This window comes from Mesorhizobium sp. P2_A12 (assembly GCF_056405075.1).
The window spans coordinates 61,462-84,004 of the sequence record NZ_JBFUCU010000010.1 but is presented as its reverse complement, the minus strand read 5'-3'; the positions used below and the strand labels follow the sequence as shown (position 1 = coordinate 84,004).

Here is a 22,543-nt window from a genome sequence, read left to right as displayed (position 1 = left end):
TCGCAACGGCAGGGCAAATCGGGATTTCTTGGGGCTTTCGGGCTGCCGGCGGCAACAACCACCTTGGCCGGAGACCGCTACTTCCTGTCGTAACCGGCGCGGATTTCCTCCATCGCCTCCTTGATGCGCGTACGCAGGATGTCGACCGATTCGGTGCCGGATTTCTTGACCAGTTCAGCCACTTCGCCGGCGTTCTTCAACGCAGCCTCGAAGGATTTGCGGGCGAATTCCGTCTGTTTGGCCATCAATTCCTGCGGATTGCCCGGCGCTCTGTAGCTTTGTGCCATCTCGGTGACTTCGCGCAGCGTGTCCTGCAGCATTTCGCGCTGCCTGGACAACAGCGAGGTCGCGCCGGCGGCACTGGCTCGGGCCGATTTTTCCAGCGCTTCGAGGTTCTTGCGATGATGCGCAAGAATTGCCTCTACATCGACGTTGGGCACTTTCAGGTCGCGGCCGAACTTGCCGAACATGTCCATGAAGGAATCGGATTCCGGTTGCTTGGCCATGATGGTCTTCTCCCCTGTCGCCGCCGATTGGGCTCCCGGATGGGAGAATAGCACCGAAGTGCCGCGTGTCCATTCGGACGCAGTGGAATCGGTCCAGGGCCGAATGGGCGTCAGCCGACGAGGAACAGCCGCTCGGCGACATAAAGGACGACGCCGGCAAGCCCACCGATGATCATGCCGTTGAAGCGGATGTATTGCAGGTCCCTGCCGATGTTCATCTCGATCAGCCGTGTCAGCTGCGCCAGGTCCCAGCGCTTGACCTGGTCGGCGATGAATTTCGACACGCCGCTCTTTTGGCTCTCCACGAACGAAGCGAGCGCCACCACGAACCCCTGGTTCATGTCGGCTCGGATCTGCGCATCGCCGGCAAGATGGCGGCCGACCTCGACGAACATGTTGGCGAGATGCGTGCGAATGATCGACTCGGGCGCCTTGGCGTCCTGCTCGATGAACTGGCTGAGGCTTGCCCACATGTCGCCGGCCAATCCCCTGACCTCCGGCCGGGCGAGGAAATCGCGTTTCAGCTTCTCGGCGCGCTTTGCATACTGCTTCGATGTCCTGAGCTTTTCGATGAAGGCTTGAGCAAAACGGTCGAATTCGGCGCGCATCGGATGCTCTGGGTCAGCCCGCACCTCGTCGAGCAGCGAACCAGCCGAGGCGACGATCTTCTTCAGCAGGTAGGCGTCGGCGCGGAACAGGTTGAACAGCGACGGCAACTCCTCGCGGATCTTTTCGCGCATTGTCGCCAATGCCTGCTCGTCGTTGAGGAACCTGCCGATCACCTTGGTGAATTCGTCGAACAGTTTCTGGTGGCGACGGTCGTCGGTGAGCGCCGACAACAGCTCGGCAGCCAGCGGCGCCAGCGGCACCTTTTCGATCTGCTCCAGCATGCGGCTGGTGACGAAACCACGCAGGCCGGATTGCTCGACGGCGGCAAGCGTCTGCGGCACCAGCCGCACGACGAAGCGCGACAGGCCTGCCGCACGTTCGGAATCGGCGAGCCAGTCGGCGACCAGCGCCGAGAAATCAACCTCGGCAAGCTTTTCACGCACTGGTTCGGGCGCCAGGAAATTGACCTCGATGAAGCGGCCGAGATTGTCGGCAATGCGGTTCTGGTTCTCGGGGATGATGGCGGTGTGCGGGATCGGCAGCCCCAGCGGCCGCCTGAACAACGCCACCACCGCGTACCAGTCGGCCAGGCCGCCGATGGTCGCGGCCTCGGCAAAGGCAGCGACGAAGCCGAGCCACGGATAGATATGCTCGAACGACTTGGCGAGGGCAAACACCAGCACGCATAGCGCCAGCGCCGCCGCCGCGATGAATTTTGTCCAGCGCAAGGCGGAGAGCTTGGCCTCCGCGTCGGCATCGAAACGGACAGGCGCCAGGGACTGGGCCGATTGTGACATGGATGAGCCGCTCCTCGTCAATCTCGGGCCTATTTAGTGCTTCACCAGGCGAAATGCCCGTAGCAGCCGGTTTCGCTCGCACCTTGCTCGGATGCACACACAAAGTTGACGAGAATGTTCATCTATTGTGCCCGGCTAGTCTGGAATTGTTCCAAGGTATAGGCCATATTCCGCCCAGGCCAATGTGGCGAATCCGAAATTTCGGGGTCAAAGCCGCATCAGTAAAGTTTTGAAATCTGGCGTGGTTCTACCGCACCAGCGCGTTGTGAGGACAAAATGCGGCTTACGCGCCAGACCAACTATGCCATGCGCATCCTGATGTATTGCGCCGCCAACAATGACCGATTGAGCCGCATACCCGAGATCGCGGCCGCCTACTCGGTGTCGGAGCTGTTCCTGTTCAAGATCCTGCAGCCGCTGGTCGAGCACGGCCTGGTCGAGACCGTGCGTGGCAGGAATGGCGGCGTCCGGCTTGGCCGCGCCGCGGAATCCATCAGCCTTTTCGATGTCGTGCGCGTGACCGAAGAGAGCTTCGCCATGGCCGAATGCTTCGATAACGATGCCGCCGAATGCCCGCTGGTCGACAGCTGCGCGCTGAACTCGGCATTGCGCGAGGCGCTGAACGCGTTCTTCGCGGTTCTGGAGCGCTACACGATCGCCGATCTCGTGGCGGCGCGGCCGAATGTGCGCAACCTGCTCGGCATCGACATGCTGGTGGAGCGCCGCGCACCTGCTGCCTGAGCAAGTCTCCCGAGTCTGAGTAGGTCCGTTGAGATTCAGGTCACGCTGCGTCGAGAATGAACGGAGCGTACCCGGGTACGTGAGTACCGGAAGCGCAGGAAACCGCCATTCGCAGGCCGGCCTCACCTGAATGTCAATAGACCGTCGACTGCGGCAATACGAATGGCATGTCGCCGGCAGGCAGCACGCCGACCCTGAGCCTGCACTCGAACACTTTTTCGATCAGGTCGTCGCTCAGCACGTCCTGGGGCGAGCCGGTAGCAGCAAGCCTGCCGCGATGCATGACAAAAATCCGGTCGGCAAACATGGCCGTCAGATTGAGGTCGTGAAGGATGGCGACCACGCCGCCGCCCCTCCTGGCGAAGTCGCGGGCGATGCTCATGATGATCAGCTGGTGCTTGATGTCGAGGCTGGAAACCGGCTCATCGAGAAACAGGTAGCGCGGCTTGCCGTCGAGCACCGGCGCCCAGACCTGGCACAGCACGCGCGCAAGCTGGACACGCTGTTGCTCTCCGCCCGAGAGCTCCTGGTAGAAACGCCCGGCAAATCCATCAAGGTCGACGCGCGCCAGCGCCCGTTCCGGCAGCCGCGCGTCCTCGCCCGGCAGGACACCAGAGCGGCCGCCAACAAGGCCAAGCTTGACGACCTCTCGCACCGTGAACGGAAACGACAGCGTCGTCGCCTGCGGCAGCACGGCCCGATGGACGGCGATCTCGACCGGCTTCATCGCCGAGAGATCGCCGCCGTTGAGGACGACATGTCCGGTGTAGGCAAGTTCGCCGGACAGCGCCTTGAGGAAGGTCGTCTTGCCGGATCCGTTGGGGCCGACGATTGCCGTCACTTCGCCGGGGTGTGCGGCGAAATCGACACCGGCAACGATCCGCTTGCCGGCGATCGTCACGGAAACATCCCTTGCCTCGATCATCCCAGCCTTACAGGTCACAAGTCCCAAATCACAAATCAACGACGCCGCGCTTGCGCAGCAGTATCCACAGGAAGAACGGCGCACCGGCGATCGCGGTGACGATGCCGATCGGCAATTCAGCGGGCGCCACGATGGTGCGCGCGACGGCGTCGGCCAACAGCAGCAGCGAGGCGCCGAGCAGCGCCGATGCCGGCAGCAGATAGCGATTGTCGGGACCGATCAGCAGCCGCAGCAGATGCGGCACGACGATGCCGACGAAACCGATGCCGCCGCTGACGGCGACGGATGCGCCGACCGCCGCCGAGACACCGATGATGGCCGTGTACTTCAGCCGTTGCACCGGAATCCCGAGATGGCCGGCGGTCGCCTCGCCCAGCGCCAGTGCGTTGAGGCCGCGCGCCAGGAACGGCATCGCCGCCAGCGCAAGCACGATGATCGGCCCGACCGAGGCGATCTTCGCCCAGGTCGCGCCACCGAGCGATCCGAGTTGCCAGAAGGTCAGGTCGCGCAACTGGCGGTCGTCGGCCGTGAAGATCAGGATGCCGGTGAGCGCCATGGCAAGCGCCGCCAGCGCGATGCCGGCGAGCAGCATGGTGGCGACCGAGGTTTGTCCCCGTCGCGTGGCAACCTGGTAGAGCACCAGCGTCGTGGCGAGCCCACCGCAAAATGCCGCCAGCGGCAGCGCAAGCGTGCCGAGCATGGCCGTCACCGGCGCCAGCACCGTGGCGCCGAGCACGATGACGGCAACCGCGCCGAGGCTGGATCCGGCCGAAACGCCGATCAGGCCGGGATCGGCGAGCGGATTGCGGAACAGCCCCTGCATGACAGCGCCGGAGACGGCAAGTGCTGCGCCGACCAGCATGCCGAGGATGATGCGCGGCAGGCGGATGTCGTAGACGATCAGCCTGTCGCGGGCGCTCAACGCGGCGTCGCGGGGCACGGTCCCGAACAGCCAGTCGCTGATGACGTTGGCGGCCGATGCGTCCGACGCCCCCGACGTGAGCGACAAAAGCACGGCAATGACGAGCCCCAGGCACAGCAGAAGGATGACGATGCGGGCGCGATCCGAGCGATCGCCGTCGGATGCACCCGCCATCACCTTCACCGGGCCGGCGATTGATTGATCGACCATGATCTGCCCGCTCAATCCGTGACCTGCCCGCCATAAAGCGAGACGGCGAGATCGTGGATAGCATCGGCCGTGCGCGGCCCGAAGCCGAGCAGATAGGCGCCGTCGATGCGGATCAGCTTGCGTGCAGTGCCCGCCGGCGTCGAGGCGATAGACGGACTGGAGAACAATTCGTCGTCCGAGACCGGAGGCCCGGCATTGCTCATCATCAGGATCGCGTCCGGCCTGGCGGTGATGATCGCCTCGTCGGACATTTGCTTGTAGCCGGAAAAGGCTTCCACGGCATTGATCCCGCCGGCGAGCTTGACCATGCCGTCGGCGGCGGTCTCGCTGCCGGCCGCCAGGATCTTGCCGCCCTGTATCGACAGCACGAACAGGATGCGCTTGCGCTGCTTGATCGAAGCCGTCTGCTTTTCGGCGGCAAAGAGCTTGACATCAAGCTCCCTGGCCAGCACCTCGGCCTTGGCGTCGACGCCGAGCGCCTTGCCGACGATGCGGACCTTCTCCAGTATGCCTTCGTGGCTATAGTGTTCGGGCACCTCGATGAACGGGACGCTCGCCTTCTTCAGCACATCGACGGCTTCCCTGGGACCGCTGCCGTGCAGCGCCAGGATGCCGGTCGGGTTGACCGACAACACACCTTCCGGCGACAGCTGGCGCATGTAGCCGACATCAGGCAGATCAAGTGCGGCTTTCGGATACCGGCTGGTGGAATCGCGAGCCACCAGATGCTTCTCCTCGCTGAGCGCGTAGACGATCTCGGTGATGGAGCCGCCAATGGCAACTATCTTCGAGCGATCGACAAAGACGGTCGCACCCTTGGCGGCGTTGCCGGGTTGCAAGGCGACAAAAGCCAGGCAGAGACAGATTGTCGGTCCAAGCGCCAGCCTGAGAACAGGCGCCAGTCTGGAAAAGGGAACCATAGGTTTCGTCCTCAGGCTGCGGTCGGGCTTGGGATGCGCGGCAGGTGTTCCGCCAGGAATCGCCAGTCGTCGCGTTCACTCTCGCCTTCATGGCGTTTGCCGAAGAACTGGATGATCATCTTGCCGTCGGCGTCATAGACTTCGAGCGAGGTGACGTGACCGTCCTTGGTCGGCTTGCGCACTGCCCAGACCTCATGGATGTGGTCGGTTCGCAAGTGCAGGTGGAAGGTCTCGTCCAGTACGTTGATCCATGGCCCCATCAGCTTGATGGATTTGACCGGACCGGAATGAATCTGGATGCAGCCGCGATTGCCGACAAAGCACATGATCGGCATCTCGCCCTCGGCGGCATGATGGAACATGGGGCGGACGGCGTCATTGTCGAGCAGCCAGGCATAGTCCTGGCCGACCATGCGCACCGCCTGCCGGCGGCTGAGCTTCAGCGTTTTCAGCATGCCGAAGAACTGGTGCACGTCGGTCAGCCGGCTCCAGCGGTCGCGCAGATCGTCGAGATTGGCGGTGGTTTCCCCGCCATGGACCTCGTCGTCGGGGATGTGTCCAGAAATGTCGATCGTCGGCTCCTGGTTCGACGATTCGAGCGCGGCGACCAGCTTTTGGTAGGCATAAAGACTGGAGGCAGGCCGCAGATGCACCTTGTGCACCGCCTCGCCTGCCGCGTCGAAAAACTGCAGGCTGCGGCGGATGTCGTCGCCATCGCGCTTTTCCACGGCAAAGCCGTGCGCCCAGACTTTCGGGAAGATGCGCAGATCGATGTTTTCACCGAGCACCATGGCATTGTGGTTGCCGGTGACGATCTTGTCGTAGACGCCGATCTTCTCGTGCACCGCACTTTCGTTGCGGGTCAAGGCCATGACTTCGCCGACGGCTTCGAGGCCGGTCAGGAGATCGTTGACGCGCGGCTCGATGCAGACGACCCCGTCGCCGCAATGCGCGGCGATGAGCTCGGCCTCAGAAATGCCGAGCTGGGCAGCCAGATCACGCTCGCGCGTCTTCGGATTCTCTGTCCGTGCCCGCCGGATTTCATGCGGGGCGGGTTTTACGCGCTGATCCATGTTTCGTCCCTACTGCCTTGCCTTACTTGTTGAGAATGAGCTTGCCCTGGCGGGTGATCTTGAGCCGGTAGAGCGCGCCATGATGCTCGATGCCGATCTCGTGCTCGCCCTGGAACAGGGTGTTGCTGGACAGCGTTCGCACCGCCAGCGGAACCCGGTCGAAACGGGCGGAGGTGCCGTCGGAACGGCGGACGCGATAGCGAAAGTCATTGGGATTGTGTGTGTTCATCTGGATCGATCCCTTTCCTGTGCCGGGCGCCTGGCAAGGCGTTGCATAAATGCCGATTCATTTCTTGACTTGAATAATCATGTTTACTAGTCAGTGCAATACCGGAGTAAATGAGTCAACATTTAAGACGCCGGACACGATCAAAAACGCCAGCGAGCCCCAGGCCAGCCAGCACCGAACCTGGACTTTGGAGTTGGGGCATGGGGTTGATGAATTGGGAATGGCGTGGCCGGTTTGACACCTGCCCGTCTAATGAGGGTCTTGGCGGGCGATCCACGGCAAGAGGGATGGCGGCCTTGCTGGCAAGCGTCGCGGCAGTCGCTTTGCTGGCGCCACCAGCCAGCGCCCAGCAAGCGGCGCAATCGCCGAAGGCTGAAGAGGCAAAGCCCGCCCCGGCGGGCGCAACACTGCTCGACAAGATCCTGGTGCTGAGCCGCACCGGCGAGACAGCGATCGAATCGCTGGCTTCGGCCAGCCATATCGACCAGGAACAGCTCGACCGCCGCATGGCGACGACGCCGAACGAGATGCTGCTCGGCGTGCCCGGTATCGCGGCGCAGGCCGACGCCAGGCGTGTCAGCACCAGCATCAACATCCGTGGCCTACAGGATTTCGATCGCGTCGCGGTTATCGTCGACGGCGCCCGCCAGAATTTCCAGCGTTCCGACCACGGCACGCAGTCGACCTTCTACATCGATCCTGAACTCGTCAAATCCGTCGACGTGATCCGCGGTCCTGTCGCCAACACCTATGGCTCGGGCGCCATCGGCGGCGTGGTCTTCTTCGACACCAAGGATGCCGAGGATTTCCTCAAGCCGAACGAGACATGGGCTGGTTCCGTCACCGGGCGCTACGAGAGCAACGGCAAGGGCTGGACCACCAGCGCATCCGGTGCCTATCGCTTCAACGAGAACTGGGACGCGCTCGGCAACATCGTCTACCGCAACTACGATGACTACAAGGATGGCGATGGCGACGCCGTCAAGGGCACTGGCTTCGACGTGCTCAGCGGCCTGCTCAAGACCACAATCCGGCCGACGGACAACAGTGAGCTGAAGCTCGGCTGGGTCGGCTCAAGCGATGGCTGGAACGAGATCAGCGGTGGCGCGCCGGTGAATGATGTCGACCTGAAGTCGAACACCTTCACAGCCCGCTACAACGTCACCGACGAAGACAAGAGCTGGCTCGATCTCCACATCAACACCTCCTACAACAAGACCAACCTCGACCTGACGAGCCTCGTCCCGCTAAAACGCTTTGATCCGGTCACCGGCCTGCCTGTGGTGCTGCCGACAGGTTCGACCTCGACCTTCGATGTCGGCACGACCAGCATCGACATCTGGAACACGTCCAGATTCGAGACCGCCGGCGTCGCGCACGAACTGACCTATGGCGGTGACTGGGCGGGCGACAACGTCAAGACCGGCGGCACGGCCGGTGGCGACAGTTTCTACACGCCTTCGGGCAAGCGCAACGTTTCCGGTGCCTATGTCCAGGACAAGCTCACCTGGGAGTGGCTCGAAGTCATCGCCGGTCTGCGTTACGACAATTACAGCCTGAAGGATGATACCCACGAAACTTCCGGCGACAGAGTGTCGCCGCGCATCACCGTCGGCGTCTCGCCCTTCGAAAGCGCTGGCCTTGCCGGCCTGCAATTCTATGGCACCTATGCGGAAGGCTACCGTTCGCCCTCGTTGACGGAGACGCTGATCAGCGGCAACCATCCGGCCGGCGTTTCCTTCCCGTTCCTGCCCAATCCCAATTTGCGGCCTGAAACCGGCAAGACGACGGAATTCGGCGTCAACTACAAGCAAGATGACATCCTGGAGGCCGGCGACGCGCTTCGCATCAAGGCGGCCTATTTCAACAACAATGTCGATGATTATATCGACGGCGTGACGCTGTCGCCGTTCGACCCGACCAGCGGCTGCCCGTTCGGCCCGGGCATCCCGATCTGCTTCCAGTATCAAAATTTTGCCAAGGCCAAGATCAACGGCTTCGAGATGGAGGGCGTTTACGATGCGGCATGGGGCTATGCCGGACTTTCCGCCTCCATCATCAATGGTCACACCATATCCTATGAAGGCGACCGGGCAGACCTTGCCACCATCCCGTCCTCTCAGGTCACCGCCCAGCTCGGCCTGCGCTTCCTCGAGGACAAGCTGACCGTCGGTGGCGAAGTGCAGTACAATGGCAAGCCGAAGGGCAATGCGGTGGCCAAGAACTATACGCTGGTCAACGCCTTCGCCAGCTATCAGGCGACCGACAATCTGAAGGTCGATTTCCGCGCCGACAATCTGTTCGATGTCAAATACGCCAACCCGTTGAACGGCAGCACGACGGTCGCGGTCTATGAACCGGGCATAACGCTGAAGCTGGCGGCAACGATGCGATTTGGAGGCTGACGGCAATGACGAGCTTGAGGACATCCCTTCGTTTGCTGACCTCGACGTTGGCGATGTCGCTTGCGATGGTTCCGGCGTGGGCTGAGCAGTCCGCGCCGGTTCCCGCGCTGGCCCTCGAACTCAACGGCGCGCAAGCCTCCGACAAGGGCTGCCGCCTGACCTTCGTGGTCAGCAACAACCTCGGCGCCGACCTCTCCAAGGCGGCGTTCGAGATCGCCCTGTTCAACGAGACAGGCGTCGTCGACCGGCTGACCGTGCTCGACTTCAAGGAATTGCCTGCGGGCAAGACCAAGGTGACACGCTTCGATCTGGCCGGCACCGACTGCGCCAAGGTCAGCCGTGTGCTGATCAACAGCGCGACGGAATGCGCCGGCACAGCCGTCGAACCGAACGCCTGCATGCGCAAACTGAAGACCGACACCAAGACCGGTATCGCCTTCGGCGTCTGAGATGGGACTGCGTCCCGCATTCCTGCAAAGCACGGTGGCACGGCCCCTGGCCGGCTTGTCGTTTGGACCAAGCGATCTTGATTTGACAAGTCCGCACGGGTCGCTGCAGGTCTCGTCCCGCGACATGCGTGACATCAGTCCCCTCCCCGAACCCGCCGCCGAACTGGCGATCGTGCCAACCGAGCCGCTTGCGCCGCCGCGGCCATCTGCCTGGAACCGCAAATGGACGGCGGCGATCATCGTCTCCTGCTTGCTCCATGCGGCGGTGGCGGCGGGTTTTCTGATTTCGCCCTCGGGGACATTCGATTCCCAGGACGCCATCCGGTCGGAAGGCAGTGATCAGTCCGGAGACAAGGTGGTCGGCAGCGCACTGGACCAGGATCCGGCGGCTGTGAATGTCAAGCTGGTGCCCAATCCACGGCCGACCAAATCAGAGCCTTCAAAGGCGGCCAGGCCGACGCCACCAACAGAGCCGTCTCAACCTGCTCAAGAAACCGCCAAACAGCCGGTCGAGCCTTTGTCAGCGCCTGTCAAACAGCCTTCCGTCACGCCGGACATTCTGGTGGCGAGAGCCCCGCGCGCCGATGACAAGAGCATCGTTGCAAAGACTGAAACCCCTGCACAGCCGACCGTTCAGGCCGAGCCTGCCGCCGTCCCAGAGCAGCCACCGATTCCCAGCGCCAGACCAACTCCGGCAGCCGCCCCGCCCAGCACCAGCCAAGCGGATGAGAAGCGTGGCACGGCGAATGGCCAGGACCGATTGGCGCAGGCGGCCAGCAAGGGCAAAAAACAGAAGGAGGCAGGCAGCGCGGCGGAAGACAATTACCGCGGCGACGTCTTCCGAAAGCTGAGCGGTGTCAATCGCGGCGTCCCGCCTTCGGTACAGTTGGCTGCTCGCAACAATGCCGTTGTGACATTCGTCATCGGCAGCCGCGGCGGCATTGATGACCTGCGCATTCTGCAAAGCTCCGGATCGCCGAACTTCGACAAGGTCGCGCTCGGCATCGTGCGCAAGGCAGCTCCTTTTCCTCCAATTCCACCACAGGCCGCGAGCAAGAGTCTAGCGTTCGAGGCCGAAATCGGCCCATTTTGAAACTGTCGCGGCGTCAACCATCAACACCCGAATGAAAGGAACCTCCATGTACATCGCCATGAACCGCTTCAAGGTGCAGACCGGCTCGGAAGCCGATTTCGAAGCCGTCTGGAAGAACCGCGATTCCAGCCTTGCACAGATGAAAGGCTTCCGGGAGTTCCATCTGCTGCGTGGCCCGGTCAACGAGGCCGAAGGCTACACGCTGTTTGCCTCGCACACGGTGTGGGCGAGCCACGATGATTTCGTCGCCTGGACCAAGTCGGAGAATTTCCGCGCTGCCCACAGAAATGTCGGCACGACGAAAGTCCACTATCTCGGCCATCCGCAATTCGAGGGCTTTTCCGTCGTGGAAGGGGCCTGAGATGGCAACGCTTGCCGAAGACCCCGCGCGCAGCATTCCGATCCTGCCCTCGCCCGACATCGAGGCAACGCGCGATTTCTACCGCGATGAGCTCGGCTTCGGTGTCGTCGGGCCGGAGATGAACGACTATCTGATCGTGCGCCGGGGCGACATCGAAATCCATTTCTGGAAGAGCGATGACCGCAAACTTCCCGAAGTCTCGTCCTGCTATATCAGGGGCGGCGAGGTGCCGGCACTGCATGCCGAATTTTCGGCGCGCCAGGTGAGGCAACTCAGTCCGTTCACCGTGCGGCCGTGGAACATGAAGGAATTCTATATCCGGGACCCGCACGGCAATCTGCTGAAGTTCGGCTGCGCACCCGAAGAGGTGTGAGCAGCCGGCTATCAGGAGCCGGCCAGCAGGCTGGCATTGCCGCCTGCCGCCGTGGTGTCGACGCAGACGGCGCGTTCATGCGCATAGGCCGCCGGGTTGAGCACTTCGCTGACCAGCGGCACGATCGGCCCGGTGCGGTCGGCGATAACCCTGCGCACGATGCGCGCAGCCTCGGGCGTGCCCGAAAAAGCGACGACATCGACGCGCAGCGAGCGCGCTTCGATCGGATCAGGCCGGCCATCTATGGCGGCCAGCGGCAGGCCTTTGCCGGTCAGCGCGGAGAGTGCCGCCGGTGCACCCGGTGCAACGGCCAGCACCGCATTGCCGGCAGCGAGCGCCTGGATCGTCTGCGCGAGCAGCGTGTCGCCATCGGGGCCAAGGCACAGCACCCGCCCACGCGGCGACAGCGACAGCGTGTTGGCCTCCCCGGTCGGCCCGGGCAGATCGACCTGGCCGAAGTCGATGCCGGCGGCGGCACCAATGGCCGCCGCACCCTTGCCGCGCAGATGCTTCCTCAGGATGGCGACCCGGTCGGGCCGCGTCGACCAGCCGCCCAACGTCGGGTCGGGCAGATTGTCGGCAAGTTCGGTCGCCGTAACCTTGTGGCCATCGGCAACGTGGGTGCCGGCCTCCGGTCCCTTGCGGAAGCGGCGGAGATAGTGCGGACCGCCCGCCTTCGGTCCGGTGCCTGACAGCCCCTCGCCGCCGAAAGGCTGCGAACCGACGACGGCGCCGATCTGGTTGCGGTTGACATAGATGTTGCCGGCATGGATGCCGTCGACGAAATGCTGGACACGGCCCTCGATGCGGGTGTGCAGGCCGAAGGTCAGGCCATAGCCCTTGCGGTTGATGGCGGCGATGACCGCGTCGATTTCGTCGGCATCGAAACTGGCGACATGCAGCACCGGCCCGAACACCTCGCGCTCCATGTCCTCGATGCCCTTGACCCGGAAGACGTGCGGCGCGACGAAGCGGCCATCCTTCGGTGCTTCGAGCTTGGCGATCAGCCGGCCCTGCAGTCCCATCTTCGTGCAGTAGTCGCGGATCGAAGCCTGCGCTTCGTCGTCGATGACCGGGCCGACATCGGTCGAAATCCGCCAGGGGTCGCCGATGCTGAGAGCCTCCATGGCGCCCTTCAACATCTCCAGCATCTTCTTCTCGACGTCTTTCTGCACATAGAGCACGCGCAGCGCCGAGCAGCGCTGGCCGGCGCTCTGGAAGGCCGAGGCCAGGATGTCGCGCACCGCCTGTTCGGGCAGCGCGGTGGAATCGACGATCATCGCATTCAGCCCGCCGGTCTCTGCGATCAGCATGGCGTCTGGCGCGGCCGTCTCGGCCAGCTGCTTCTCGATCAGCTTGGCGACCTCGGTCGAACCGGTAAAGCAGACACCGGCGATGCGCGGATCAGCGGTCAGCGGGCCGCCGACCGAGGGGCCGTCGCCGGGCAGAAGCTGGATGACATCTTCCGGCACGCCGGCCTCGCGCAGCAGTTCGACGGCGCGGAAGGCGATCAGCGGCGTCTGCTCGGCCGGCTTGGCGACCACCGAATTGCCCGTGACGAGTGCCGCCGCGATCTGGCCGGTGAAGATGGCGAGCGGGAAATTCCACGGCGAAATGCAGACGATGGCGCCGCGCGCCTGCGTGCCCGGTTCGGCATTGGCCGCCTCGGCAGCATAATAGCGCAGGAAGTCGACCGCCTCGCGCACCTCGGCCACACCGTCGGCCAGCGATTTGCCGGCTTCCCGGGTGGCCAGTGCGAAGAACTCGACGGCATTGGCCTCATAGAGATCGGCGGCGCGGTTGAGGATGGCGGAACGTTCGGAAACCGGACGCTTGGCCCAGGCCGGCTGTGCCTCGACGGCAATGCGCACGGCGGTCGCCACCTGCTTGGCGGTGGCTTCGCTGACCGTGCCCACCACTTCGGAAGGCTTGGCCGGATTGACGATCGGGCGCTGCTTGCCATAGCCGGCGGCCCGCGTGATCGGCTTGGCATGCCAGCGGTCGGGGCCCGAGAACGCCGCCTTGGCCTTGTCGATCGCCGCCAGCGTCACCGTGTCGGTGATGTCAAAACCCTTCGAATTGCGGCGCCCAGCGCCGAAGATCTGGGAAGGCCGGGCAATCGCCGGATTGGCGGCGGGGCCCTGGTCCTCGACCGTTTCGAGCGGATCGCGGGCGATGTCCTCCGGCTCGACCTCCTCGTCGGTCAGCTGATGCACGAAGGAGGAGTTGGCGCCGTTCTCCAGCAGCCGGCGGACCAGATAGGCAAGCAGATCGGAATGCGCGCCGACCGGCGCATAGATGCGGCAGCGCGTGCCTTCGGACCGGCGTACTGTTTCATGCAGCGCCTCGCCCATGCCATGCAGGCGCTGGAACTCGAAGGAATCACGGTCCCCTGCCATCGAAAGGATAGCGGCGACGGTGTGGGCGTTGTGGGTGGCGAATTGCGGATAGATGCGGTCGGTCATCGACAGCAGCTTTTTGGCGCAAGCTATGTAGGACACGTCGGTGTTGGCCTTGCGGGTGAAGACGGGATAGCCGGTGAGCCCCAGCGTCTGCGCCCGTTTTATCTCGGTGTCCCAATAGGCGCCCTTGACCAGCCGCACCATGATGGTGCGGTCGTATTTCTTGGCCAGCGCATAGAGCCAGTCGATGGCAAAGGCGGCGCGCGGGCCATAGGCCTGGACGACGACGCCAAAGCCGTTCCAGCCGGCGAGTTCCGGCTCGGCGAGTACGCGCTCGATCACATCGAGCGACAGATCTAGGCGGTCGGCCTCTTCGGCATCGATGTTGAGGCCCATGCGCGAATGCCGCGCGGCGAGAGCCAGCGACAACAGCCGCTCGGCCATGACTGGCAGCATCTCGTCCTTCTGCGCCACCTCGTAGCGCGGATGCAGCGCCGAAAGCTTGACCGAGATGCCGTGGTTCTGGCGGATATCAGGGCCGTTGGAACCGGCATCCAGCGAGGAAATCGCGTCGGCGTAGGCCTTGTGATAGCGCAACGCGTCGGCCTCGGTGCGGGCGGCCTCGCCCAGCATGTCGAAGGAATAGAGATAGCCCTTCTGCGTCATCGGCCGGCCGCGCTTGACGGCCTCGGTGATGGTGCGTCCGAGCACGAACTGCTCGCCCATCTCACGCATGGCCGCGGCTACCGCCTTGCGGATGACCGGCTCGCCCAGCCGGCGCACCATGGAGCGCAGCGTGCCTTCGATGCCGCCCTCGCCTTCATCGAGGACGCGGCCGGTCAGCATCAGCGCCCAGGTCGAGGCGTTGACGAAGATGGAGCTCGAACCGCCCGAATGCGCCGACCAGTCGTGCGGCGCGATCTTGTCGGCGATGAGATCGTCCATGGTCTCGGTGTCGGGCACGCGCAGCAGCGCCTCGGCCAGGCACATCAGCGCCACGCCTTCCTTGGTGGAAAGTCCGTAAGCGGAGAGGAACACCTCCATCAGCCGGGGGTCCGACGAGCCGCGCACGGCCCGCACCAGATCGGCGGCCCGGGCCGAGATCGCCTTGCGGTCTTTCGCGGAAAGCCCCGTCGCCTCGGCCAGTCGCTGCACCGCCTCGTCTTCGTCGGGCAGATAGTTGGCGCGGATCTGCTGGCGGATGGAATCAAGCGGCATGGCGGTCCTGCGGAGCGAGCATCGGGGAGCGGACCGGCGGTCACCGGACCGAATGGCGCAAGCTAGCACAAGGTGCGAATTTCAGTCGGTCCGAAGAAATCGACATTTTAGGTCATCTGATCTAATATTGCGGTACAAAACTGGCATATGGACTGCGCTTTCGATGACAGAAGACCAATTGGACCGCATCGACCGGAATATCCTGTCGGCTCTGGCAAGCGATGGGCGGCTTTCTATGTCCGAACTGGCGGCAAAGGTCGGCCTGTCGAAGACGCCGGTGCAGGCGCGGGTCAAGCGGCTGGAGAAGGACGGCTACATCAGGGGCTACCAGGCGATCATCGACCGCGAGCGGTTGGGCGAAGGTCATGTCGCCTTCGTCCAGGTGAAACTGTCCGACACCCGATCCGCCGCCTTAGATGCCTTCAACCGATCCGTGCAGGGGGTGCCGGAGATCGAGCAATGCCACATGATGGCGTCCAGCTTCGACTATCTGCTGAAGGTCCGCACCCGAGACATCGCCGCCTATCGCCGCGTGCTGGGCGAACGCATCTCCGCCCTGCCCCACGTCGCCCAGACCTCAACCTTCGTGGCGATGGAGACGGTCAAGGATCGGTAGATCACTCCGCCAGCGTCTTCAGGAAGGCCACCAGCGCCCCACGTTCGTGGTCCGAAAGCTGCAGCGGATGGATTTCGGATGTTCCTTCAACGCTGGGCGCAGCCTTGGCGTAGTGCGCGACCACCTCGTCGAGCGACGAAAACTGCCCGGCATGCATATAGGGTGGGCGCGTGGCGGCGCCGCGCAACGAGGGCGTCTTGTAGGCCCGGATCAACTGCGGCCCATCCTTGACCATGAAGCGCAGTTCGCCGCAGGCACTGGCGTCGCCGTCACGATAGGCGCCGAGGCAGTTGAACGGGTCGGCCTCGACTTGGCGTACCGCATCGATGCGGCCGCGGTCGGGCGGCAGATCCGCGACAGGTGGCACGCCGGTGTTGTGAAAACTGTTGTCGGTGAAGCGTGGCCCATTGTGGCATGTCACGCAATTGGCCTTGCCGATGAACAATTTCAGCCCGAGGATTTCCTCCTGGGAAAAGGCGGCATCGCCTTTCGCCTCGGCGCCGGTGGCGAGATCCAGTGCAAAGCGGTCGAAGCGCGTCGGCGCCGGCTCGATCGACCGTTCGAAGGCGGCAATCGCCTTGCCGATATTGGCATAGACGCCGTTGATGGCGTCGCGCTGCGCGCCGCTCATCGCGTTCCAGGCGGCCTTCTCGGCATCGGTTCCGAGTGGGCTTGCATTCAACGGCATGCCGGAAAAATCGGGCAGCTGTCCGAAGATGCGCTCGTAGCGTTCGCCGAAGCGCGCCTTCATGTAATGCGCATAGGCGGTACGGTTTCCCGCCTGCTCCAGCGGATTTTCGAGCGGTGTCAGCGCCTGCGCCCACAGGCTGTCGCGGCGGCCATCCCAGAAGAACCAGGGATCGCGCGCCACGCCCGCCAGCGGCATGGTGCGCCGGTTTGTGTGGCCGACGCCGACCGCTTGCGGCAGGTCGTCCTGGAACTGGCGGTCGATCTTGTGGCAGGTCGAGCAGGACACCGTGCCGTCGCGGCTCATCCCCTGATCGAAGAACAGCGTCGAGCCGAGTGCGGCGGCCGCCGGCACATCGGCAAAGCGGTTGGTGGTGTCGGGCTTCAGAGACGGCAGCGTTGACAGTGCCAGCGAGGCGACGGTCTTCTTCTCGGCGTCGGAGAAATCCGGCTTGCCGCAACCGGCGAGGACGATGGCCGCCAACAGCGCCAGAAACCGCGGAAAGTGCCTCATCGGTCGCTCACAGCACCACGTTGAACAGCACCGTGTCGGAGCCGGCCGTGGCCGAGATGGCGAAGTGCAGTTGCCACCAGCCACTCATCGTGAATTTCACCCCTTCGATCCGATAGCGCCCGTCGCCGAGATAGTCGGTCGCCTGCGGGCTGGTCGGCAGGCCGTGATTGTGCTGCGGCATGCCGCCGGAAATCGCGATCGCGGCCCCCTCCACCGGCGCGCCGGCCTTTGTCTTCAGGGTCAGCAGCCAGGATTCCAGTTCGCCTTGCCGCACGACGCCCCGCTCCGGCAAAAAACTTGCCACGAAAAGCCCGTTGTCGGTGTTCTTCGTCCGCGAGACATCCGGACCGGCAGGCTGCGACGATCGCGGCGCCGTCAGATAGACGACCGCGAGAATGCCGACCAGCAAGGCAGCCAGACCAAGACCCGCCAGAAGATAACGCCATAACGATGCCAAACCGGTTCCTCTTCTGCAGACAACGTTTTGCCGGACGGATCGCATCCCGCCAGCCTGTGGGAAAACGCTGTGGCGGAAAAAACCCTGCTTGCCAAGCATGGCGCTGCCCGTGGCAAAAAGCTACAGCACCAGGATCACTGGAGGATTGTAGATGGCGGGAAACGGCGTCGCCTCGATCGGCGAATGCATGCTCGAATTGTCGGGCCAGTCGGGCCCGAACTGGCGCATGGGTTTTGCCGGCGACACGTTCAACACGCTGTGGGCGCTGCACGCGTTGAGCACTGAGCGGCCAGCAACCTATGTCTCAGCCTTTGGTGACGATCCCTTCTCGCAAGGCCAGATCGCTTTCTTCGCTGAAAACGGCATCCGCATCGGTTCCAGCCCGGTCATAGCAGGGGCGCGGCCCGGCCTCTATGCGATCACGCTCACCGGCGCCGAGCGTTCCTTTACCTACTGGCGCGGCGACGCCGCCGCCCGGCAGCTCGCTTCCGATCCGGCTGCATTGTCGAAAAACCTGGAAAATCAGGCGCTTGTCTACTTCAGCGGAATCACTTTGGCAATTCTGGACGATGCCCCGCGGGCTGCGCTGCTGGCGGCCGTAGCCGGGGCGCGGGCCGCAGGCTCGACTGTCGCCTTTGACCCCAACTACCGGCCGCGGCTCTGGCGCCGGCGCGAGGATGCGCAGGCAGCGATCGCCGAGGCGCTTGCCGTCACCGACATCGCCTTGCCGACCTTTCCCGATGAGCAGATGCTGTTCGGCGATGCAACGCCGCAAGCGACCGCCGCGCGGCTTGGGCAAGTGGTCCGCGAGGTTGTTGTCAAGAACGGCGAGGCGCCGGCACTGATTGCCGACAACGGAACATTGCACGACGTGCCGGCGATCCATGTCGCCGCACCTGTCGACACCACCGGCGCCGGCGATTCCTTCAATGGGGCCTATCTGGCCGCACGCCTCGTCGGTCACGCCCCGGCGGATGCCGTATTGCGCGCGCACCGCGTCGCCGCCGCCGTGGTACAGGTGAGCGGCGCGCTGGCGCCATTCGAGGTTCTACGAACCGCTTTCGACGGCTAAGGTCCGTTGAGATTCAGGCCAGGCCGAGTCGAAAATGACGGGTTCCGAGTACCGGAGCGGAGCGTACGTTTGGGTACGTGAGCACCGGAAGCACAGGTATCAGCCATTTGCAGGCCGGCCTCATCTGAATATCAACAGACCTTAGGGCAGCCGGAAGCGGTATTCGGTGACGTGATGGTAGATCGCGCCGGGCCACAGCGTCGCCTGCGGGAAATACGGGCGGTTCGGCGCATCCGGCCACACCTGCGGTTCCAGGCAGAACCCGCAGAAGGCCTTGTAGTCTCGCCCTTCCAACCCCTTGCGCGGCGTCACGTACTGGCCGGTGTAGAGCTGGACGCCGGGCTCCGTGGTCCACACCTCCATCTCGACCCGGGAACTCGCCCCTTGCGTCCAAGCTGCCTGTTTGAGCGGCCCGCGCGTTGGAGCGAGGCAGAAATTCTGGTCGTAGGGCAGTTGTTCGCCCTCGGTCTCCATGCGCAGCGGCCGCGCCTGGCGGAAATCGAAGGGCGTCCCGTCAACCGGCTTGACCACGCCGGTCGGGATCATGTCGCCATCGACGGGCAGATAGGCGCCGGCATTCAGCATCATCCTGTGGTCGAGAATGTCGCCGGCGCCACCATCATCCAGGTTGAAATAGGAATGCTGGGTGAGATTGCACAGCGTCGGCTCCTCGCAGGTCGCGGTCAGTTCGACGCTGAGCGTGCCGGGGATCTTCAGCCGGTAGGTGCAGGTGACGTCGAGCGCACCGGGAAAGCCCATCGTGCCGTCGGGATCATGCAGCGTCAGAGTGACGAAATCCCTGCCATGCAGCGAAACCGTCCACGGCCGGTGGAAATAGCCTTGCGAGCCGCCATGCAGCGTGTGCTTGTCGAGGAAGTTGCGTTCGGTCTGGTAGCGCTGGCCGGCGATGGTGAAGCGGCCATCCCGGATGCGATTGGCGTAGCGGCCGACGACCGCACCGAAGAAGGCGGTGTCGGTCTTATAGGCCTCCAGATTGTTGTAGCCGAGCACCAGCGGCGCATCGTGTCCGGTGAGGCGCAAATCCTGGATGATTGCGCCCAGCCCGATGATGTTGGCGGTGAGACCGCCACCCCTGATCGCGAAGCGACGCACCGGCTCTCCCGCCTGCGTCGTGCCGAAAACCTCACCGTCCTTCATTCGCCATGCCCGCAAACGCCAGTTGATTCAGAGAATTTCGGCTGGTTTTCTCGACTCATGCGGGCAGGTCACAGACCTGCCCGCATAGAGCCAGTCTATCAGAGGCCGAGGCCACCGATGCAGACATATTTGGTGTCGAGGTAGTCCTCGATGCCCTGATGTCCGCCTTCCTTGCCGAGGCCGGATTCCTTGACGCCGCCGAACGGCGCCTCGGGGGTGGTGATGAGGCCTTCATTAACGCCGACCATGCCGTATTTCAGCCCTTCCATGACGCGGAAGGCGCGGCCGAGATCGCCGGTGTAGAAATAGCAGGCGAGGCCGAATTCGGTGTCGTTGGCAAGCGCGATTGCCTCTTCCTCGGTCTCGAACTTGAACACCGGTGCGACCGGGCCAAAGATTTCTTCCTTCATGAAGCGCATCTTGGGCGTCGCATTGGCGATGACCGTCGGCTGGAAGAACGAACCGCCGAGCGCGTGACGCTTGCCGCCGGCGACGATCTTGCCGCCCTTGGCAGTGGCGTCGGCAATCAGCTCCTCGACCTTCTCGACAGCCTTTTCGTCGATCAGCGGTCCCTGCTGCACGCCGTCCTCGAGGCCGGAACCGACCTTCAACCCGTTGCTTGCGGCAGCGAGCTTTTCGACGAACTTGTCATAGACGCCGGCCTGAACCAGGAAGCGGTTGGTGCAGACGCAGGTCTGGCCTGAATTGCGGTATTTGGCGGTGATCGCGCCAGCAACGGCACGCTCGAGATCGGCGTCGTCGAAGACGATGAACGGCGCGTTGCCGCCAAGCTCCATCGACACTTTCTTGACGGTGACCGAGGACTTCTGGATGAGAAGCTTGCCGACCTCCGTCGACCCGGTGAAGGTGATCTTCGACACCAGCGGATTGGCGCAGATCTCGTCGCCGATCTCGCTGGCCGAACCGGTCAGGATGTTGATGACGCCCTTGGGGAAACCGACTTCCTCGGCGAGCGCGCCCCAGGCCAGACCCGAGTACGGGGTCTGCGAGGCCGGCTTGACGACCGCGGTGCAGCCGGCGGCAAGCGCCGGTCCGAGCTTGCGGGCAAGCATCGAGGACGGGAAATTCCACGGCGTTATGGCCGCGATGACACCAACCGGTTCCTTGGTCACCAGGATACGGCGGTCCGCCCATGGCGAAGGCACCACGTCGCCATAGGTGCGGCGGCCTTCCTCGGCGAACCACAGGATGTAGGAAGCGGCCGAGCCGATCTCGCCCTTGGACTCGAACAGCGACTTGCCCTGCTCGATGGTGAGCAATTCGGCCAGCACGTCCTGATTGTCCATCATCGCGTCGTGCAGCTTGCGCAGCAGCTTCGAGCGCTCGAGCGCGGTCGTCTTGCGCCACAACTTGAAGGCAGCTTCGGCGGCCTCGATGGCACGGCGGGTCTCGGCCTTGCCCGACTTCGGCACAGTGCCGATCTTGAGACCGGTGGCCGGGTTGTTGACGTCGACCGTCTGGCCGCTGTCGGCCTGCACCCATTCGCCGTTGATGAGATTGGCCTGCCGCATGAAATGGCTGGTTTTCTGAAGCATGGTCTATCCTCCGTTCGGCGCACTGACGGGCCGGTCTATGAAGTCTTCGGTGAGCGTGCGCCATGGAACTGAAGCCGGCACGCCGGAGCCACTGCTCTTTACCTAGGGCAAGGCCCGCGAGCAATCGCTACATGGCATATAGGGGTTGGGCCAGCCCGAGGCGAGAGCAGGCCGACATATGGCATGAATATCGCAGGCCGGCATTGTCTGAATATCAGCATAACCTGTCAGAAAACGTGGAGCACCACCGTCAGCCAGAAAGCAGTCGTCACGGCGGCGCAGGCCGTGGCGATGGTCATCTGGTTCGATGCCAGCGCCTGGCCGGTGTTGAACTGCACGGCGATGAGATAGGAATTGATGCCGGATGGCAGCGCCGCGATCACGACCGCCACCTTCGCCGTCAAGGGCGGCAGGCCGAGCAGCCAGACGAAGGCAAGAACCAGCGCCGGCATCAGGAACAGCTTCAGCACCGAAAGCGCCAGCGCCGGCCGGACGTTACCGGAAATGCCGAAGCGGCGCAGGCTGAGCCCCATGGCAAACAGCGCCACCGGCCCGGCCGTATCGGCCAGCGCATCGACCAGCCGCATGGCAAGGTCGGGCAGCGGCACGCCGGTGAGGCGCCATGCCAGCCCCGCCAGAATGCCGATGATCAGTGGATTGATGAACAGCCGTCTCAGGAAACTGCGGATGATGCGCAAGGGATGCATGGGCTCGCCGCCGCCCCGGCCGAACATCTCGAACAGGACGATCGACGCCATCATCATGATTGGCAGATGCACGGAGACGAGCAGCGACAGCACTTCGAAGCCGCTCGGGCCGAATATGCCAAGAATGAAGGGAGCACCGAGCAGCACGACATTGGAGTAGGCCGACGACACGCCCCCGACGACCCCGGCACGTGCATCCCGTCCGAAGATCCGCGTGGTGACGAGATGACCGGCGCCCCAGGTGATCGCCACTGCCGCGAAATAGGCGCCCCACAGGGACCATGGCGCGACACCGTGGAAATCGGCGTTCACCATGGTCTGGAACAACAGCAGCGGCATCGCCACGCTGACCGCGAAATCGGATATCCCCTCGCCGCTCGCCGGTCTGAGATAGCCTGTGAACCCGGCGAGATAGCCGAGCGCGACAAGGCTGAAGACGAAGAGGACGGTTTCGGTGAGCGGAGACATTTTTCCCGTGATAGGCGAGCCACGGTCGTGGCGCAATCGCGCCTGAATTGGATCATGCCTGAATTTGATCATGGT

Annotated in this window: 21 protein-coding genes; 8 read left to right on the top strand and 13 right to left on the bottom strand. The window is 63.7% G+C overall.

All coding sequences use genetic code 11. The annotated features are described in order from the left end of the window. Window positions 1-77: 77 nt before the first annotated feature. On the bottom strand, window positions 78-506 hold the full coding sequence (locus AC1DZU_RS21395) for a phasin family protein (protein ID WP_095087495.1): 429 nt from the start codon (window positions 504-506) through the stop codon (window positions 78-80). Window positions 507-616: 110 nt separating this feature from the next. After that, complete coding sequence (locus AC1DZU_RS21390; protein WP_477288069.1) at window positions 617-1,912, bottom strand: DUF445 domain-containing protein; 1,296 nt, start codon at window positions 1,910-1,912, stop codon at window positions 617-619. Window positions 1,913-2,188: 276 nt separating this feature from the next. On the opposite strand from AC1DZU_RS21390, the gene rirA reads away from it, so the two are divergent. Then, entirely contained in the window at window positions 2,189-2,653 is a 465-nt protein-coding gene (gene rirA, locus AC1DZU_RS21385; RefSeq protein ID WP_477288067.1) for an iron-responsive transcriptional regulator RirA, read from the top strand. A 133-nt stretch (window positions 2,654-2,786) separates the two neighbouring features. On the opposite strand, the gene AC1DZU_RS21380 is transcribed toward rirA, so the two are convergent. The 5 genes from AC1DZU_RS21380 to hemP are packed head-to-tail and all read right to left on the bottom strand — an operon-like array spanning window position 2,787 to window position 6,932. Beyond that, window positions 2,787-3,578: a heme ABC transporter ATP-binding protein gene (locus AC1DZU_RS21380; protein WP_477288065.1), complete on the bottom strand. Its 792-nt coding sequence runs from the start codon at window positions 3,576-3,578 to the stop codon at window positions 2,787-2,789. Window positions 3,579-3,606: 28 nt separating this feature from the next. Continuing rightward, a complete protein-coding gene (locus AC1DZU_RS21375; RefSeq protein WP_477288063.1) occupies window positions 3,607-4,710 on the bottom strand; it encodes a FecCD family ABC transporter permease in 1,104 nt (367 codons plus the stop codon). An 11-nt stretch (window positions 4,711-4,721) separates the two neighbouring features. Continuing rightward, window positions 4,722-5,630, bottom strand: a complete 909-nt coding sequence (locus tag AC1DZU_RS21370) for a heme/hemin ABC transporter substrate-binding protein (protein ID WP_477288061.1) — start codon at window positions 5,628-5,630, stop codon at window positions 4,722-4,724. An 11-nt stretch (window positions 5,631-5,641) separates the two neighbouring features. After that, window positions 5,642-6,703 (bottom strand): hemin-degrading factor, encoded by a 1,062-nt coding sequence (locus tag AC1DZU_RS21365; protein WP_477288059.1) that lies wholly within the window; start codon window positions 6,701-6,703, stop codon window positions 5,642-5,644. A gap of 22 nt (window positions 6,704-6,725) precedes the next feature. Further along, window positions 6,726-6,932, bottom strand: a complete 207-nt coding sequence (hemP, locus tag AC1DZU_RS21360; protein ID WP_477288057.1) for a hemin uptake protein HemP — start codon at window positions 6,930-6,932, stop codon at window positions 6,726-6,728. A gap of 200 nt (window positions 6,933-7,132) precedes the next feature. Between hemP and AC1DZU_RS21355 the strand changes: the two genes are divergently transcribed. The 5 genes from AC1DZU_RS21355 to AC1DZU_RS21335 are packed head-to-tail and all read left to right on the top strand — an operon-like array spanning window position 7,133 to window position 11,613. Further along, a complete protein-coding gene (locus AC1DZU_RS21355) occupies window positions 7,133-9,337 on the top strand; it encodes a TonB-dependent hemoglobin/transferrin/lactoferrin family receptor (protein WP_477288055.1) in 2,205 nt (734 codons plus the stop codon). Between the two features lie 5 nt (window positions 9,338-9,342). Then, complete coding sequence (locus AC1DZU_RS21350) at window positions 9,343-9,786, top strand: hypothetical protein (RefSeq protein ID WP_477288053.1); 444 nt, start codon at window positions 9,343-9,345, stop codon at window positions 9,784-9,786. Window position 9,787: 1 nt separating this feature from the next. Beyond that, the gene (locus AC1DZU_RS21345; protein WP_477288051.1) at window positions 9,788-10,879 is read left to right on the top strand and encodes an energy transducer TonB family protein; all 1,092 of its coding nucleotides are present in this window, start codon (window positions 9,788-9,790) and stop codon (window positions 10,877-10,879) included. A gap of 46 nt (window positions 10,880-10,925) precedes the next feature. Further along, window positions 10,926-11,240 carry a heme-degrading protein HmuQ gene (hmuQ, locus tag AC1DZU_RS21340; protein WP_477288049.1) on the top strand — a complete coding sequence of 105 codons (315 nt, stop codon included), beginning with the start codon at window positions 10,926-10,928 and terminating at the stop codon, window positions 11,238-11,240. 1 nt (window position 11,241) lies between these two features. Next, a complete protein-coding gene (locus tag AC1DZU_RS21335; RefSeq protein ID WP_477288047.1) occupies window positions 11,242-11,613 on the top strand; it encodes a bleomycin resistance protein in 372 nt (123 codons plus the stop codon). Between the two features lie 11 nt (window positions 11,614-11,624). Here AC1DZU_RS21335 and putA read toward each other — a convergent pair whose 3' ends face one another. Further along, window positions 11,625-15,233 carry a bifunctional proline dehydrogenase/L-glutamate gamma-semialdehyde dehydrogenase PutA gene (putA, locus tag AC1DZU_RS21330; protein WP_477288045.1) on the bottom strand — a complete coding sequence of 1,203 codons (3,609 nt, stop codon included), beginning with the start codon at window positions 15,231-15,233 and terminating at the stop codon, window positions 11,625-11,627. A gap of 163 nt (window positions 15,234-15,396) precedes the next feature. On the opposite strand from putA, the gene AC1DZU_RS21325 reads away from it, so the two are divergent. After that, window positions 15,397-15,849 (top strand): Lrp/AsnC family transcriptional regulator, encoded by a 453-nt coding sequence (locus AC1DZU_RS21325; RefSeq protein WP_477288043.1) that lies wholly within the window; start codon window positions 15,397-15,399, stop codon window positions 15,847-15,849. 1 nt (window position 15,850) lies between these two features. On the opposite strand, the gene AC1DZU_RS21320 is transcribed toward AC1DZU_RS21325, so the two are convergent. Both AC1DZU_RS21320 and AC1DZU_RS21315 read right to left on the bottom strand, forming a co-directional pair. Continuing rightward, complete coding sequence (locus AC1DZU_RS21320; RefSeq protein ID WP_477288041.1) at window positions 15,851-17,050, bottom strand: cytochrome-c peroxidase; 1,200 nt, start codon at window positions 17,048-17,050, stop codon at window positions 15,851-15,853. 7 nt (window positions 17,051-17,057) lie between these two features. Further along, window positions 17,058-17,507, bottom strand: coding sequence for a FixH family protein (locus AC1DZU_RS21315; protein WP_095088046.1), 450 nt, complete (start codon window positions 17,505-17,507; stop codon window positions 17,058-17,060). A 151-nt stretch (window positions 17,508-17,658) separates the two neighbouring features. Here AC1DZU_RS21315 and AC1DZU_RS21310 point away from each other — a divergent pair, with 151 nt between their 5' ends. After that, window positions 17,659-18,579 carry a sugar kinase gene (locus AC1DZU_RS21310; RefSeq protein WP_477288039.1) on the top strand — a complete coding sequence of 307 codons (921 nt, stop codon included), beginning with the start codon at window positions 17,659-17,661 and terminating at the stop codon, window positions 18,577-18,579. A gap of 141 nt (window positions 18,580-18,720) precedes the next feature. On the opposite strand, the gene AC1DZU_RS21305 is transcribed toward AC1DZU_RS21310, so the two are convergent. The 3 genes from AC1DZU_RS21305 to AC1DZU_RS21295 all read right to left on the bottom strand — a co-directional run bounded on the left by AC1DZU_RS21305 (window position 18,721) and on the right by AC1DZU_RS21295 (window position 22,468). Continuing rightward, a complete protein-coding gene (locus AC1DZU_RS21305; RefSeq protein ID WP_477288037.1) occupies window positions 18,721-19,737 on the bottom strand; it encodes an aldose epimerase family protein in 1,017 nt (338 codons plus the stop codon). A gap of 98 nt (window positions 19,738-19,835) precedes the next feature. Next, window positions 19,836-21,293 (bottom strand): NAD-dependent succinate-semialdehyde dehydrogenase, encoded by a 1,458-nt coding sequence (locus tag AC1DZU_RS21300; RefSeq protein ID WP_477288035.1) that lies wholly within the window; start codon window positions 21,291-21,293, stop codon window positions 19,836-19,838. 227 nt (window positions 21,294-21,520) lie between these two features. After that, window positions 21,521-22,468 carry an AEC family transporter gene (locus AC1DZU_RS21295; RefSeq protein WP_477288033.1) on the bottom strand — a complete coding sequence of 316 codons (948 nt, stop codon included), beginning with the start codon at window positions 22,466-22,468 and terminating at the stop codon, window positions 21,521-21,523. Between the last annotated feature and the right edge of the window lie 75 nt (window positions 22,469-22,543).